Origin of the sequence: Sphingomonas sp. Sphisp66, assembly GCF_047324325.1 — a bacterium.
Taxonomy (GTDB): domain Bacteria; phylum Pseudomonadota; class Alphaproteobacteria; order Sphingomonadales; family Sphingomonadaceae; genus Sphingomonas.
The window spans coordinates 2,622,177-2,638,407 of sequence record NZ_CP168508.1 but is presented as its reverse complement, the minus strand read 5'-3'; the positions used below and the strand labels follow the sequence as shown (position 1 = coordinate 2,638,407).

The 16,231-nt window shown below is 68.0% G+C and carries 9 protein-coding genes; all 9 read right to left on the bottom strand.

Annotation, left to right across the window (positions count from 1 at the left end; translation table 11 throughout):
• Positions 1–32: 32 nt before the first annotated feature.
• Positions 33–5,819, bottom strand: coding sequence for a pertactin-like passenger domain-containing protein (locus ACEN8G_RS12435; protein WP_413416288.1), 5,787 nt, complete (start codon positions 5,817–5,819; stop codon positions 33–35).
• 237 nt (positions 5,820–6,056) lie between these two features.
• Positions 6,057–8,411, bottom strand: a complete 2,355-nt coding sequence (locus ACEN8G_RS12430; protein ID WP_413416289.1) for a TonB-dependent receptor — start codon at positions 8,409–8,411, stop codon at positions 6,057–6,059.
• The gene (locus tag ACEN8G_RS12425; protein ID WP_413416290.1) at positions 8,408–9,352 is read right to left on the bottom strand and encodes a FecR family protein; all 945 of its coding nucleotides are present in this window, start codon (positions 9,350–9,352) and stop codon (positions 8,408–8,410) included. The genes ACEN8G_RS12430 and ACEN8G_RS12425 overlap by 4 nt, the downstream gene beginning before the upstream one ends.
• A 30-nt stretch (positions 9,353–9,382) precedes the next feature.
• A complete protein-coding gene (locus ACEN8G_RS12420; RefSeq protein ID WP_413740576.1) occupies positions 9,383–9,928 on the bottom strand; it encodes an RNA polymerase sigma factor in 546 nt (181 codons plus the stop codon).
• 162 nt (positions 9,929–10,090) lie between these two features.
• Positions 10,091–10,411 carry a nuclear transport factor 2 family protein gene (locus tag ACEN8G_RS12415; protein ID WP_413416292.1) on the bottom strand — a complete coding sequence of 107 codons (321 nt, stop codon included), beginning with the start codon at positions 10,409–10,411 and terminating at the stop codon, positions 10,091–10,093.
• Between the two features lie 293 nt (positions 10,412–10,704).
• Complete coding sequence (locus tag ACEN8G_RS12410; RefSeq protein ID WP_413416293.1) at positions 10,705–12,390, bottom strand: carboxylesterase/lipase family protein; 1,686 nt, start codon at positions 12,388–12,390, stop codon at positions 10,705–10,707.
• Positions 12,390–13,706: a spinster family MFS transporter gene (locus ACEN8G_RS12405; RefSeq protein ID WP_413740575.1), complete on the bottom strand. Its 1,317-nt coding sequence runs from the start codon at positions 13,704–13,706 to the stop codon at positions 12,390–12,392. The genes ACEN8G_RS12410 and ACEN8G_RS12405 overlap by 1 nt, the downstream gene beginning before the upstream one ends.
• Positions 13,707–13,708: 2 nt before the next feature.
• The gene (locus ACEN8G_RS12400; protein WP_413416295.1) at positions 13,709–14,593 is read right to left on the bottom strand and encodes a 3-hydroxyacyl-CoA dehydrogenase family protein; all 885 of its coding nucleotides are present in this window, start codon (positions 14,591–14,593) and stop codon (positions 13,709–13,711) included.
• Positions 14,574–16,181, bottom strand: coding sequence for an AMP-binding protein (locus tag ACEN8G_RS12395; RefSeq protein WP_413416296.1), 1,608 nt, complete (start codon positions 16,179–16,181; stop codon positions 14,574–14,576). The genes ACEN8G_RS12400 and ACEN8G_RS12395 overlap by 20 nt, the downstream gene beginning before the upstream one ends.
• Between the last annotated feature and the right edge of the window lie 50 nt (positions 16,182–16,231).

Below are 16,231 nucleotides of genomic sequence, written 5' to 3'. Positions count from 1 at the left end.
GTCCGGCGCACGACGGACCCTCGCAAGTCGGGTCAGAACTTGAAGCGGAGACCCACGCGGCCGCCGCCGCCGCTGCCGTTCTTGCCGGCAGTGGCATTGCCTTCGAGGAAGCCGCTGACCTTGCCGGCGCCACCGATGTTGAGGCCCAGCGCGAACTGGCCCTGATCGCCGAGCCGGCGGTTGACGAGGCGCTCGCTCGCGCCGCCGCTGTCGAAGGTCAGCGCGCCTTCGCCGTCGAACTGGTGGACGAACAGGCCCCGGGCATAGAGCGTGGCCTTGGCACCGCCCTTCAGGCCGAAGCTGGTGCCGAGGCGCGCGCCGAGCGAGCCGGTGAAGCCGGAATTGCTCTCCGGATCGATCGTCTGCCCCAGCGCCTGCAGCGCGCCGAAGCTGGAGCGCTGATAGGCGAGGGCGGCGATCGGCTCGGCGAAGAACTTGCCGTTGCCGAGGCGGGCACCGACCTCGACCTTGCCGCCGATGTCATCGCCATTGGTATCGTCGGACCAGTTAGCGACACGGTCGCGCGCATTGGCCCAGTAATGGGCATATTGGACGAGGCCGTTCACGAAAAAGGCACCCGCATTGTAGCCGACATAGCCGCCCGCGTTGAGGCTGTCGTAGCGAATCCGCTCGCCCGAGCCCTGCATGTTCAGGTTGGAGTTGAGATAGCCGGCGGTCACGCCGAACACGAGCTTGTCCCCGCCGAAGTCATAGCCGGCCTGGCCGCCGAAATAGTCCTGGCGATAGTCGAAGCTGTAGGCGGTGCCGCCAATGCTGCGCGTCTCGTTGCGGTTGGCGACGCTGCCATAGGCCTGGCCCCACAGCCCGCCCTGGCCCGGCAGGTCGCGCAGATCGGCCATGTGGCTCGACCAGGCATCTGCCGACTGGTTCCAGATCGCCTGTCCGCCCTCGTCGAGCTTGAGCAGGCGATAGACCGGCGCACCGGCCTGGGCGCTGAGGCCGAAGCTGCCCGAGGCTGCGTCGAACGCCAGGCTGTACTGCACCAGGCCGACATTGGCATTGGCGAGGGTGAAGGCACTGGCAGCGCTGCCCGTGCCGACCTTGACCAGCTGCACCGGGCTGCCCAGCAGCCTGGCGCCTTCGGGCGTCACGTCGAGCAGGATCGCGGTCGATCCGGTCGCGGCGCCGCCGATCACCAGCTTGTCCGTCCCGCCCGCGGTCACGTCGAGGCCGAGCAGGGCATTGCCCGAGCCGACATAGGCGCCCGAAAGAGTCAGCACATCGCCGCCGGTACCATTGCGCAGGTCAATGATGCCGCTGTTCTTGAAGGTAGCGAGGTTGAGCAGCGAGACCGAGGTGCCGCCCGCTGCCGCCGCGGCGAGGCGTGCCTGTGTCGTGGTCGGCGTGAGGCCCAGCTTGAACGTGCCCGAATTGACGAACACGTCGCCACCGCCGCCGAAATCGCTGTTCTTGGTCGCGATGAAGGTGCCACTGTTGGTGAAGGTGTCGGCGAAGGTCGAGAACTTCACCGCGCCGACCACGACGCCGCTATTGGCCACATCGACGCCGCCGCCGCTGACGGCGATGGCATAGCCGGTGCCGCCGGTGATCGTGCCGGCATTGTCGATCCGCGCGGTGCCCGCCGCCGGATTGGCCGGCGGCAGCGGCTGCGGGATGTCCTGGCCGATATAGCTCTCGGGCGCATAGCCCCAATATTGGACGCGGGGCGTGACGTGCGGGGTGGCGTCGATCGTGATGCCGTTCACCGCGCCGCTGATCGTCGCACCGGACGTGACGGTGAGGCTGTTGTGATAGCTCTGGAGCAGCACGCCATCGACGCCGCCGGTCACCTTGCCATGGACGGCGAGTTGCGCGCTGTCGAAGCCCTGCAGCGCGATCGCAGTGGCCTGGGCCGAGCTGGTATTGCCCGTGTCCGCCCGCACGTTGCGCCCTTCGGCGAAGATGCCGATCGAGTTCTTGCCGGTCACCGCAACCGTGCCGCTGTGGATGTCGGCATTGCCGGTGGTGGTGCTCACCATGATGCCGTCCGAGTTCGCCCCGGCGGTGGTGACGCCCTTGACCGTGACCGAGATGGTGCTGCCGGTCGCCGCCGTCTCCGGATCACGCGGATCAGGGAAGGGGAAGCCATTGGCGAGGTCGCTTGCGCCCTTCGCGCCCGTCTTGTCGTCGGCAGGCGGCTCGTAGGGATAGACTTCCGAGTGGCGTTTGGCCTCGGTCACTTCGATGCCGTTCGAGCCGCGGCCGACGGTCGAGACGGTGCCGACGTCGATGGCGATGTCGCCGGGGGACGAGGCGCGGACGCCCGCGCTGAAATACTCACCCTTGGTGCTGATCGCGCCGCCGCCGCTGATCTTGATCCCGCCATTGCCGGCATAGGCGACGATGGCGGTGGAAAGCACGCCCCCGGTCGAGACGTTGCCGCTGACGTCCAACTCGGCGCGGTGGCCGTCGAGATGGACGGCCTGGGCGTAATAGCCCTTGGTCGAGACGTTGTTGAGCTTCGCGCCGGCGGTCTGGTTGGCCGAATAGATGCTCACGCCGCGCGCCTGATCGCCCTCGGTGGTCAGGTCGCCGGTGACGATCGCCATTGCGCTGCCGAGCTTGGTGTTGTCGGAGAGCAGCATGCCCGATGCGCCCCAGCCCTTGGTCGAGAGCGAGCCGAGCGTGACGGTGATGCCGCCCGCGCCATTGGACGGCTCGGCACCGATGCGGTTGCTGGTCACCGCCACCACGCCGTTGCTCTGGCCGCCAGCGGTGCTGATCGCGTCCTGCGACACCGTGATGGCGCCGCCCCGGTTGCTATAGGCATTCACGCCATCGCCGAACTGGCCCTGGGTCGAGATCGTGCCATGGCCGTTGACGGCCACATCGCCATCGGCGCGGACATAGATGCCGTTGGCGAGATAGGCGTCATTGGCGCCTCCATTGGTGGTGGCGATCGTGCCATTGTTGGTGATCGTCGCATCGCCGCCGTTGGCGACCGCCGCGATGGCGCTGTAGCTGCCCGACTTGTCGATCTTGCCGTCGATCTCGAGCGTCACCGAATGGCCCGATGCAAGGATCGTGTTGGCATAGGCGCCGGAGCTGGCGTCCTTCACCTTGACGTGGACATCGCCCTGGCCGGACGTGCTGACCGCCTCGATCGCGTTGGTATAGTCGGCACCGACATGGACGCTGCCGGCGGTCAGCTCGACATCGCCATAGACCGAACGGGCGCTGACGCCGACGGCGCCTTCGCCGCTGGTCGTGACACTGCCGACATCGACCGAGACGTTGCCGGACAGCGTCGAGGCATAGATGCCCCAGGCGCGATCACCGTGGGTTTCCACCGATCCGGCGCTCACCGATACGTCGACGCCCTCGGCATTGGCGAAGGTGCGGATGCCGTGCGACTGATAGCCCTGGGTGGCGACGTCGCCGGCATGGATGGTGATCGTGCTGGGGCTGTCATGCGCAATCCCCGTTTCCAGAGACAGGGCATAGATGCCTGCTGCATTGTCGCCCGCGGTGCCGATATGGCTCTGGTCTACCGAGATCGAGCCGCCATAGGTGATCGCGTAGACGCCCTTGGCGCCCAGGCCCTTGGTGTCGATGGTACCGGCGCCGGTGACGGAGATGTCGCCTCCGCCGAATGAGACCGCGTAGACGCCGCGCCCACCGGTTGCCTCGGTGGTGATCTGGCCCTGATTATGGACCGCGACATTGCCGCCGGCAAAGGCCGCCACGGCATCCGAATAGACGTCCTTTGTGGCGATATGGCCGGTGGTGGTCACATCGACCGAGCCAGTGCCATAGGCGACCGCGTTGATCGCGTTCGAGCCGAAGCCGTCGGTGGTGACGTTGCCGGCGGTGATGGTGACACTGGTGCCCGAAGCATCGATGCCGCGCGCAAGATCGCCTTCGGTGGTGATGGAGCCGGCCTTCACCGTCACATCGTCCATGGCGCCCGCCTGGATGCCGACGCCGAGATAGCCCTTGGTCTCGACCGTATCGGCATCGACCGAGACGTTGATGCCCGAGGCACTGATGCCGAACGAGCTGTCTCCCGTGGTGCTTACGCTGCCTGCGTCGATATGGACGTCGCCATAGCGATCCCCAGCCGAAATTCCGAAGCTGAGATTGCCGCTGGTGGCAATCGATCCGACCGTGATGTTGGTGTCGCCACTGGACGCGTAGGTGAAGATGCCGGCGGTGTAATCGCCGCTCGTGCTCACCTGGTCGGCGGTGATCGTGACCTTGCCGCCCAGCGCATAGTTTATCGCATCGATGCCGTCGGCGTATTTGCCGTGGGTCTCGACGGTGCCGGCGTTGATCGTGATGTCGCTGCCCGGTCCATCGGCGATCGCGCGGATGCCGGTGGCGGCATAGCCCTGGGTGGTGACGGAGCCCGCGGTGATCTTGGTATCTGCCTGCGTGCCGAGGCTGATCGTCTCGATGCCGACCGCGCCGTCGCCGCTGGTGGCGACCGTGCCGACCTCTACCGTATTGGTCGTGCCCGCCGAGTTCTGCTTGCCGCCGGCATAGGAATAGACGCCCACTGCGTTCTGGCCACTGGTCGTCACCGTGCCGGCATGGACCGAGACGGTGCCATAATAGCTGGCCGCGATGATGCCGTTCGACGCGGTGCCGTGCGTGGTGACTTCACCCGCGTCGATGCTGATCGAGCCGAGCGGTGCGAAACCGAACACGCCGTTGGCATAGTCGCCATGCGTCTCGACCTTGTCGACCTTGATGCTGCTCTGGCTGTTCTGCGCGGTGTTGACCACCGTGACGCCGTCCGAGCCCAGGCCGGACGTGGTGACCGTGCCGGCCTCGACGGTGATGTGATGGTCGTCCTGGCCATTGTCATGGACGAAGTTGCTGTTGGCATAGATGCCGACCGAATAGTCGCCGGTGGTGCTGACGGAGCCGGCATGCACCTCCACCGCCGCGCCGACGGCCTTGATCGCACCGGAGTCCAGGAAGGTGCCGTAGCCCTGGCCGGTGGTGCCGACGGTATCGACATTCACCGTGGTGGTACCGCCCGAATAGGCGGTGATGCCGCGTCCGCCGATGCCGCTGGTCTCGACGGTGCCGGCGTTGATCGTCGTGTCCTGCTGATAGCTCCAGCCATAGATGCCGTCGGCGCCATAGCCGCTGGTCTTCACCGAGCCGACGGTGATGGCCGTGCTGCCGTTATAGGCCGTGGCGCGAACGCCCGATGCGGCGAAACCGCCGGTTTCGATATTGCCTGCAGTGATCTCGATGCCGCCGGAATTGCCGCCGACATTGGTATTCGCGTTGATGCCGTCCGCGCGATAGCCCTCGGTATGGATGTCGCCGGCATGGATGGTCATGTCGCCATAGCCATATGCCCGGACCCCGCCCGAGTTGCTGCCCTGGGTGGCGATGTTGCCGGTCGTGATCGTGGTGGTGCCGGTAGCGACGGTATCGACACCGGGCATGTCGTCGCCGGTCGTGGCGATGTCGCCTTTCTCGACCAGGACGTCGCCGCCGGCAAATGCGGCTGCGCGCGGCGCCGCGATGGTCAGATCCGCGACCGGCGCCGGCGCGCTTGCTACCGGCTGCACCCAGCTCGGCGTGCGCTGGATCTGGATGCCGCCGGTCGGCGCGACGATGGGAGGTGCCGAGAAGCGATCGGCCGGAAGGCGGGTGAGATCCTGGGGAAGTGGCTCGTTCTGACGGGCGTGGAAGCGGGTCGACGGCGGCAGAAGCTGCGGCGCGATGAGCGTGAGCGGCGAGCGGGCCGGAAGCTGCTGGGCTTGGGCAGGGGCGGCGGCCAGCAGGGCTGCGCCTGCACTCGAAAGGGCGGTGCCGAGCGCAAGTGCCCGGCGCATGGCGCCTCGGCGCGACAAGATGGAGGACCCGCTCCGGGTTGGGCGATTCTGCTGCAAAATCTGGCTCCCTGTCATATATTTGAAGGGCGCTGCTGCTACCGGCCGATCCGTCGGAACTCGTTCTCGTCGCGTCCCGCCGGCACGGTTTCGGCGCGCCCCCATTGACTGGAGGACGTCACCGGAAAGCGGACACCTTATGGGCGGTTCGTTTTTTTCGTCGTGTCGTTGTGCGGCGCATCAAAATTTCGCGTCGAAGCCCAGGCGGACGGTGCGCGGCTGTTGCGGCGTCGCTTGCGGATCGTAGATCCGATAGGGCGTGCCGAGCGCGAACCGGTTGGCACGGCCGTCCTGGAGATTGGTCACCTGCAGGCTGATTCCGTGCCGGACATTGCCCAGTCGCAGCAGCACCCGGTCATCGAGATAATTGCCCTGTGCAGCGTCGAGCAGCGGTCCGGCGCCGATGTGCGAGCCGCCGAAATAGCGCAGGTTCGCCGAGAAGGTCAGCGCAATGCTGGCCGTGACCGGGGTGGAATAGTCGAGATTCGCCTGGGCGCCGAGCCGCGCGACATTGGGCAGCGCCTGGCCGCGAACCACCACCGAGGTGACGCGGGTGTCGGTGAGCCGGCTGCGGTTGAGGAAGATGCCGGCCCCCAGCCGCAGCCCGGCATGCGGGCGCCAGCCTAGTTGCCCCTCGGCCGAAAGAATCTCGCCGTCGCCGATATTCTGGGTGACCGGATCGCCGCCGAGCGACACCACTTCGGCCAGGATATCGTTCCAGCGGGTCCAGGCGCCGCTCAAGGCCATATCGAATGCGCCGCCGGGCGTGTGGTAGCGCAGTCCCCCTTCGATCGCGCCGATCCGGTCGCCATCATAGGACCGGCCACGGACTCCGCTGATCCCGAAACCGCCGGGGCGAAAGCCATGCTGGTAGCGCGCGAACAGCAGGAGGCCGCGGGCGGGTTTCCAGGCGAGGGCGAGGCTGGGAAGCGCCCGCTTCTCGACATGCCGGCCGGCGACCGAAACCGGATCGCCGAAGATCGGGATCGTGCTCGGCCCGGTATAGGCCCGCGCGGCGCCCTTCACCTCGGCGATAGTCAGGCGCGCGCCGACGGTGGCGACAAGGCCCGGTGCGAGCGGCAGGTCCGCTTCGCCGAACAGCGTGGCTTCGCGCACGCGATTGTCTGCCTGTTCGCGCGGCGAGGTTCCGCCATCGGGGGCCGCACCGATGCGTCCGAGGCGGCTGCGGTTGTCGAGCAGGCTGATGCCGAGCAGCCAGCCCGAGCCGTCGGCGTGGCGGGCGGAGAGCCTTGTCTCGTTGACGAGCATGGTCGTGCGTCCGCGCTGCGCCACCAGGAAGCCCATACCGCCATTGCCGGCGTCATAATGCTCGGTGACGTGCTGGAGCACGCTTGCGGTCGAGGATATCAGCGACAGATCGCCCCAGCGCCGGAAGAGCGTCAGGTCGGCGAGCCGGTAATCGTCGACATAGCCCAGCCGATCGGGTGTCGCCCTGCTGAGGACGGAGGGGCCGTCGGCGGCATCGATCCAGGGGCTGTCGTCGCCACGGATCGTCTGCGCGACGCCGCCGATATCCACTGTCCAGTCGCCCAGCGCGGCACGCAGCGTCGCGCGGCCGCCCAGCGTGGTGATCCCGTTGATGTCGTCCTTGTGCAGCAGCACATTGTCGACATAGCCGCCCGCGAGTTCGGCATAGCCGACCAGGCGCAGGCCGATGCGACCGGGGACCAGTGGCAGGTTCAGCATCGCCGCAGCGTCGCCCCCGGGGTCGCCGTGCCGAGTGCTGCTCAGGCCGGCCGCCGCGCTCCCCTCGATCCGGTCGAGGTCCGGGCGGGCGGTGACGATGTGGATCACGCCGCCGAGCGATCCCGCGCCGTAGAGCGTGCCCTGCGGTCCCTCCAGCACTTCGATCGATGCGATGTCGTAGAGCCGAAGATCCGGATCAGGGGCGTTGTAGGTAAGGCGGGTTTCGTTGAGATACTGGCCAGTGGTCGCCTGGCTGGGGCCGGTGAAGCCGGAATCGATCACGCCGCGCACGAACAGCTTGTTGCGGCCGGGGCCGAAATGCGTCGTCCCGACGCTGGCCAGCCGGTGGACCAGCGCCTCGCTCCCCTGTGCCGTGATGTCGAGCCCGATCCTTTCGGGGGACAGCATCGCTACCGTGCCCGGATAGGCGTCGAGACGCGTGGCGCGCTTCGATCCAAGCACCAGGATCTCGGCGGGCGGCGCCGCTTCCGGTACCGGCGAGGGGGCACGTGCCGGGGCAGGTGATCGCCGCGGCGCAGGGCGCCGCTCGATACGCCACAGCCCGCCGCGCCGGTGCGCTACCGCAATGCTGTCCCGCAGCAGCCGGTCGAGGGCCTCGGCGGCCGTCATGCGCCCGTGCACGCCCGGCACGTGTAGCGCCTGCAGCGCCGGATCGGCGGTGCCTATGTCGATGCTCGCTTGTCGGGACAGCAGCACCAGCGACTGGCCCAGCGTCCCTGCCGGCAGGTCGATCACTACCTGGCGGTCGCCGGCATGGGCGATGCCGGAGATGCAGAGGATCGGGACCAGCGGCGCGCCGAGCTTCACCGTTCGGAGAGTCTCCAGCCAGCGCCGTCACGTCGTGCCCGCACGTCCATCAGGACGGCGGCGCGCGCGATCACCGCCTCCGGCGGCGTGCCGAGGTGGAAACCGCCGCTGAAACGCCGTCCGGCCAACCCCGGATCGACCGTTACCGGCACGCCGGTCGCGCGCGAGAGATCGGCGGCGACCAGCTCCAGGGGCGCCTGGTCGTAGGTCAGCCGCCGGGCGCGCCAGGCTGCCACGTCCGCCGGCGCGATCCGGGCGGTGCGGATGGTGCCGTTCGCCGCGCGCGTCAGGCTGTCGCCCGGGTTGAGCCGAACCGAGGTCGCGTCTTCCCGGTACTGCACGGCGCCTTCGGCCACGGCGACGCGCACGGCTTCCCCATCGCGAACCACGTTGAACACCGTGCCGATATCGTGCAGCTGCGCGGTGCCGACGTTGACGACGAAGGGCATATCGGCGCGGTGGACGACGGCAAAGCGGGCCTCTCCGCGCTCCAGTCGAACCTTGCGCGGATCGGCGCTCTCGAGGACGAGCCGGGTGTCGCCGTTGAGCGCGACGCGGGTGCCGTCCGGCAGGCTTGCCTCGCGCGTCTCCCCGGCGCGCGTTTCGAACACCATGTCCGCGCGCGGTGGCGCGCCCGGCGCCAATGTCCACCACAGCCCGACGGCAAGCGCGACCGATGCCGCGATCGGCAGCAGCGCCGTCGAAAGTCCCGGCCGCTTCCGGCCCGGCTCGAGCGCGATCACCTCGGCAGAGGGCAGGGGCTGGGCGAGGGCGGCGGCCACGTCCGCATCCGCCGCGGCGAGCGGCCAATAGGCATCGGCATGGGCGCTGTCCGCGCCCAGCCAGGCGTCGAACGCCGCCCAGTCCGCCGCATCGGCATGTCGCAGGCGGATCACCCAGTCGAGCGCCTCCTGCTGGATCCGGTTATTGGCGTCCGTCATGGCCATGTCCTCAAGACGTCACCGAAGCCGCTACGCCTCATCGCGCATGCTCCGCCAATCGATGAGCGCGGCATAGGCGCGCCGCAGATGCTTCTCGACGGTGCTGACGCCCAATCCGAGCTCCTCGGCGATCCGCCGCTGGACGATCCCGTCGATCCGGTGGCGGCGAAAGATGGTGGCGGTGGGCTCCCCCAGCGCCGCGACCGCGGCGTGGACCGCGCGGATCTCTTCCTCGGCGATCATCCGCCGGTCATTGTCCGGCTCCTCGGAAATGCCCGGCACGGCGCCACCGGAAATATCCGCCCATTCCGTATCGCGCCGCGTGGAGCGGGTTTCACGCCGCCGTCGATCGAGCATGAGATTGTGGAGCAGCCGGTAGAGATAGGAGAGTGGCTGGTCCGGCTCCTCGCGTCCGCGCAGGCTTTCGATCCGGAGCCAGGCCTCCTGCATCAGGTCCTCCGCCTCGGCGCCGGCCCCGGCCCGCGCCAGGAAGCCGAGCAGGCGCGCGCGGTCACGCAGAAAAACGGCTTCCAGCGTTTCCGGAGCAGCATTCTTCGCGTTCATACGCAGTGGCACGACCGATTTGGATTCCGCTTGCGCGAAGGTGAAGTTCCAAGAGCTAGTTGGACCGTTCGACCTTGTCCACTGTGCCCGAATGGCGTCATCCGGCTCCCTTCGCGGCGCGTGCAGGCGCTGCCGGAGGCCAGATCAAGCGCGAGGCCTGTATTCGTCGGTGGCTCAGTCGGCCGTTATCGTCATCCGCACGATGCGCCCGTCATGCATCGCGAAGGCGAAGCGGCTCGGCCCGGTAAAGCCATTGCCCCCAACCTGAACACGCATCCAGGCGGTGTCCCCGTGCTGCTGGGCATCTTTCAAGGTGAAGTTGGCGGCCACGCCGATCAGTTCGCGGTCCGACCAGGCGCGGATCGCTTCATGGCCGCGATAGACCGAACCCCAATCATCGACCACGCCCATGGTATCGAACAGGTCGAGAAACCCCGGGAGGTTTCCGCCATTGACGGCGGCGATCACGGCGGAAACGATCGCTGGCGTGGTCATCGATATTCCTTGTGGCGACTGAGCAGAGGTTCTTGGCGACCGATCTAGCGGCGAAAAACGCGTGCCTTAAGCGGTACTTTCGAACTGCGCGTTTCGCTATCAACGCGTTTCGTGATCACGGGCTGTCGGCTCAGTGCCGTACACCCTTTGCCTCGTGGGGAAAATCACCAACAGACTAGGTCTCACGCGAGTGGAGGAACGCAAAAATAGCGAAGGTCTTAAATGGCAGCGCGAGCGCAGGATCATCGCTGCGCGACCTGTCAGGCATCGGGATAGGACCGAATGCGGCATGATCAGGAACCTCGCTTGGCGGGAGAGGCTGGCGCGCAACCCGGGGCCGGCGCGGGCAGCACCGGAGCGGTGCTCCCGGTACGCCAGTTCCAGGACTGGGTGCCGCCGGCCCGGCGCCTGCACACCGCCTGTTCGTGCAGGGCGTACATGCCGGGCATGAACCCGCTGGACGCCCGCGGCGCCTCGCCAAATTCCATGAAGGCGCTGTCGGTGCCGAAGCTGCGCCAGGCCGGGCCACTTGCGGAGGACGGCTTTCCGCCGCGGGCGAAGCTGGTCCAATAGTCGAGCATTGCCGCTGAGAGGCGGTGTTCTGCCGGCGTGTTCGGGATGGCGGGCCAGGAAGGCGGCGTCGCGGCGATTGTTCCGAACACGAAGGGCACTTCGCTGGCGTGGAAGCCGGTCAGGCCGGCGGCATCGGCGCTCGGATAGCTGTGGCTGAAATAATAGAGGAACGAAGGCTGGCCGATCGCCGCCTGGTTGCGCACCAGCCGCTCGGACGTCCAGCCGAAGACCGCGTCGCGCGTGCTGTCGAACCCGTTGCGCGCAAGGTCGCGGTCTGCCGGATAGAGGCGGAGATAGTCATCGGCGAGATCGCCATATTGTGCCCGGATGCCCTTCACATAATCGTCGCGGCTCGGCGGAACCGGCGGCGCGAGGAAGCTGAGCGAGCGGATCTCGCCGCTGTTGAATCCGGCGATCAGCGGTACCTTCGCCTGCTCGCCGCGCTCGAAGGTGTCGACCAGCTGCCGCGGGAGGATCTTGCCGTCGATGGTGCCATAGGGGGCGTAGCCGGTCCTGGCGGACGCCTCGACCAGCTTGCCGGCGTCCATCGCGCGCAGCGCCGCCAGGTTCGGCGCCTCGAGCTTGCCCGCGAGCCAGGCGCCGATATCCTCCGCCGGGAATTCCTCCCCGCGCTTGCTGCGCAGCTCGGGCATGGTGAAGAGATAGCCGCTCTCCACGATCGCCCGGTGGAACAGGCCCCGCGCCCGCGGCGAGGCGAGCAGATATTCGACGCTCAGCGCGCCGGCGGATTCGCCGAAGACCGTCACGTTGCGCGGATCGCCGCCGAACGCCGCGATATTGTCCCGCACCCAGTGCAGCGCCTGGATCTGGTCGAGCAGCCCGTAATTGCCGGAGACCCCCTCGGGGGACTCCCTGCTCAGCTCCGGATGCGCGAGATAGCCGAGCACGCCCAGGCGATAGTTTATCGAGACCAGGATGACGCCGCGCCTGGCGAACTCCCGGCCGTCATACATCCGCGAATGCCCCGATCCCCAGATCAGCGTGCCGCCATGGATCCAGACCATCACCGGCGCATTGCGCGCGTCGGCGGGCGCCGTGACGTCGAGCGTCAGGCAATCCTCGGCCATCGCCACCTTGCCGCGATCATAGGGACCGGCGGCCATCGGCGGCTGCATGCAGGCGACCCCCATCGTCTGGGCCGCGCGCACGCCGTCCCAGCGCGGCATCGGCGCGGGCGCGCGCCAGCGGCGCTCCCCGACCGGCGGCAGCGCATAGGGGATCGCCCGGAAGACCTCGGCATCCCCCTCGCGCAGGCCCTTCAACGACCCGGCGGGCGCGTTCACCACCGGTGCCTTGTCCGGCGCGGCCTGGTAGGCGTGACCCGGCCCGGCCGGCATTCCGCAGGCAAGGGCGATGGCGACCAGCAAGCGCGACAGTTTCTTCATCACAGGCTTCCTTCGTGGCGGGTTTCGTTGCGGCGGATCAGCCGCGCGAGGAGCAGGAACAGCGCGGCTCCGATCACGTACATCGGCGCCAGCGCGTAATAGGCGGCCTGCAGGGCATGCGGGCCGTGGGTGGGGCGGAAGAAGTCGCTCGCCATGCCGACATAGGTCGGCCCGAGGCCGAGCCCGATGAAGTTCATCACCAGCAGCAGCAGCGCGCCCGAGATCACCCGCCGCTCGGGCGGCACTTCCCCCTGCACGAAGGTCACCGTGGCCGAGAGGAAGAACGAGTTCAGGAACATCGGCATGCTGAGGAAGGCGAGCGCCAGCTGCCAGCCCGGCGCCCAGGCGAAGCCCAGGAAGAAGGGCAGGGCGAGCAGCAGGGAAATCGCGGGGATCGTCGCATAGGCCGCCTTGTCGCGGCGGCTGAACCGGTCGACCACGCGCCCCGAGACATAGATGCCGGCACTCATCCCGATCCCGACAACCAGCGCATACCAGATCGCGACCTCGTCCAGCGTCATGCCCTTTTCGCGCATCAGGAACAGCGTCGTGAAGTTGAGCAGCCCATAGGTGATGAAATTGCCGGCGCCGCTCGCCAGCGAGGCCATCAGCAACACCGGATTGCGGAAGAACTGGGCGATGGTGGCGCCGAACCCGATGGTCCTTTCATCGACGCGCACCGTCGTCGCCGGCGTGTCCGTCTGCCCGCGGTCCGGCTCGCGCACGATCAGATAGACCGCCAGCGCCGTCCCCACGCCGATCGCGCCGATGACGTAGAAGGGAATGCGCCAGCTGAACGCTGCCGCCAGCGACGCACCGAAGGCGACGCCCAGCGCGGAGCCGATCGGCGGGCCGAGATTGAAGATCGCCATCGCCGTGGTCCGCCGCTCGCGCGGGAAGGAATCCGAGATGATCGCATAGGAGGGAGGCACGCCGCCCGCCTCGCCGACGCCGACCATCATCCGCGCGACGACCAGCTGCCCATAGCTGCCGACCATGCCGCAGGCCGCGGTCGCGGCGCTCCACAGCGCACAGGCGACCGACAGGACCTTCACCCGGTTCATGTGGTCCGCCAGCCAGCCGATCGGGATCGCGATGAAGCAATAGAAGAGCGCGAAATAGAAGCCGGTGAGCCGGCCCAGCTGGCCATCGGTGATGTGCAGGCTGTCCTGGATCGGCTTGGCGAGGATCGAGATCAGCTGGCGATCGAGGAAATTGAGCACATAGACGAAGCACAGCATCGCAAGCGTGATCCGCGCGCCGCGGCCGGGCGCGGGGGGGCTGTCATCGCCGCTGGTTGTCGACAGTTTTTCCACGCTCACCTCTCCGATATCCTTTCAGGCGCGTCCAGCCAGCCCGGCTTGCCGCGCCCGCCCGCATAGCCCGCAGCGACGCGTTGCTTCAGCAGGGCAGGCGGACGGAAGCGCTCGCCATAGCTGTCCTGCAGCAGCTCCTGCACCTGCAGGCAAAGGCTCGACGTCACATTGTCCATCAGCGCGAACGGTCCGATCGGATGGCCCAACCCGAGCCGGCAGGCGGTATCGAGATCCTCCGGCGCCGCGACGCCTTCCTCGACCAGCTTCACGGCCTCGATCAGCATCGCGTGCAGCATCCGGTTGACCGCGAAGCCGGCGACGTCCTTCACCACGATCGGTTGCTTGCCCGCGCTTTCGAGCATCGCGGCGGTCCAGCCGACGACCTCCGGGTCGGTGTCGAAGCCGGGGACGATCTCGACCAGGCGCATGCGCGAGACGGGCGAGAAATAATGCGTGCCCAGGAAGTTTCGCCGGCGGTCTGCCGGGAGCGCTGCGCCCAGTGTCGAGATCGGGATCGTCGAGGTGTTCGACGCGATCACGCAGGTCTCGGGGCAGACTTCGCCGAGCGCCGCCAGCACCTCGCGCTTGACGTCGAGCGCTTCGAAGACCGCCTCGGTCGCCAGGTCGCGGTCGGCGAATGCGGCAAGGTCCGCCGCCGGCCGGATACGCTCGATCGCGGTTGCGTGCCGCTCCCCGGTATAGAAGCCGCGCGCCAATCCGCGCTCCAGGAGCGTGCGCAACCGCGCCAGCGCCGCCTCCAGCGCAGCGGGATCGCGATCGTGAAGCAGCACGTCCATGCCGGCCAGCGCGAACACGAAGGCGATCTCCGCCCCCATCAGGCCGGCGCCGACCACGCCGACGCGCATCTCACGAACGGGTTGCGACATAGCGGTCCAGCTCCCCATCCTCATAATCCGCACGCAGCTTCATCTTGTCGATCTTGCCGGTCGCCGCCAGCGGCATCCGCGGGAGCTGGACGACCTCGTCCGGCAACCACCAGTCGGCGACCTTTCCCCGCAGCGCATCGATCCATGTCGGCGCATCGCCGCTCTCGCCCGGGCGCAGCTCCACCACCAGCACCGGACGCTCGCCCCATTTGGGGTGCGGCTTGCCGATCACCGCCACCTGCCCGACCCGGGGGTCGCGGCCGACGATCGCTTCCATCTCCGCCGGATTGATCCACTCCCCGCCGGACTTGATCAGGTCCTTGGACCGTCCGCAGATGGTGAGGTTGCCGGCCTCGTCGATCATCGCCAGGTCGCCGGTGTCGAAATAGCCCCGGGCATCGAGCGCGCTCGCCTCGGCGTTGAAATAGCACTCGATCACCGAGTGCCCCTTGACCTTCAGATGGCCGACGGTGCCGCGCTGCTGCGCCAGCGGCGTGCCATCGGCCTGGGTCAGCTCGAGATCGACGCCGATCTGGGGACGTCCCGAAGACCGTTCGGCCGCCGGCGGAAACTGGACTGAATCCGCCGTGCCGAGCGGCGACATCTCGGTCATGCCCCAGGTCGTCTGGACGCGCACGCCCAGGCGCTCCTCCATGCGGCGGATCAACGCGTCGGGGCATTTCGAGCCGCCGATGATGACGCGCGCCAGGCTGGGTACCTCCTCGCCCGTGGCGTCGAGATGATCGAGCAGGCCGATCCACACCGTCTGCACGCCCCCGGCGATCGTCACCTTCTCGCTGCGGATCAGCGCGGCCAGGCTCGCCCCGTCGAGATCGCGCCCCGGAAGCACCAGGCTGGCGCCAACCGCGGGCGCGGAGAAGGGCAGCCCCCAGGCATTGGCATGGAACATCGGGATGGCGACGAGGATACGGTCCTTCGCGGACAGGCAATAGGCGTCCGGCTGGATCGACATCATCGTGTGGAGATAGTTGGAGCGATGCGTGAACACGACGCCCTTGGGACGGCCGGTGGTGCCCGAGGTGAAGCAGAGACCGGCGGCGCTGGCTTCGTCGAACTGTCCCCATTGCACCGGCGCGCCGTGCGCTTCGACCAGCGCGTCGATCCCTTCGACCGGAACGGCGCAGAGTCCGGCGATTGCCGGGTCCACCGCTTCGTCGAGTACCACCACCCGCTCGATCGTAGGGCACAGGGGCAGCAGTTCCGGCAGCACCGGGGCGAGGCTGGCGGCGATCGCCAGCACGCGATCCTCGGCGTCGTTGATCATCGCCGAGAGATGCGCCGGGGTAAGCCGCGGGTTGAGCGTGTGGCAGACCAGCCCGGCATTCATCGTCGCATAATAGAGCTCGAGATGATGCTGGGTGTTCCATGCCAGCGTGCCCACGCGGTCCCCGGTACGCAGGCCCAGGGCGAGCAGCGCGCCTGACAGGCGGTTGCTGCGTTCGCGCAGCTCGGCATAGCCCGTGCGCCGCAGGATCGCGCCGCGCGAAGCCGTGGCGACCGTGGCGGCGCCGTGCCACTTCGCCGCATGATCGATGAACTTGTCGAGGGTCAGTGCGAATTGTTGCATAGGTTCCAGGTGCTTGCTTGGGGGCAGGGCGGACGGAGCGCCGGCGCGGC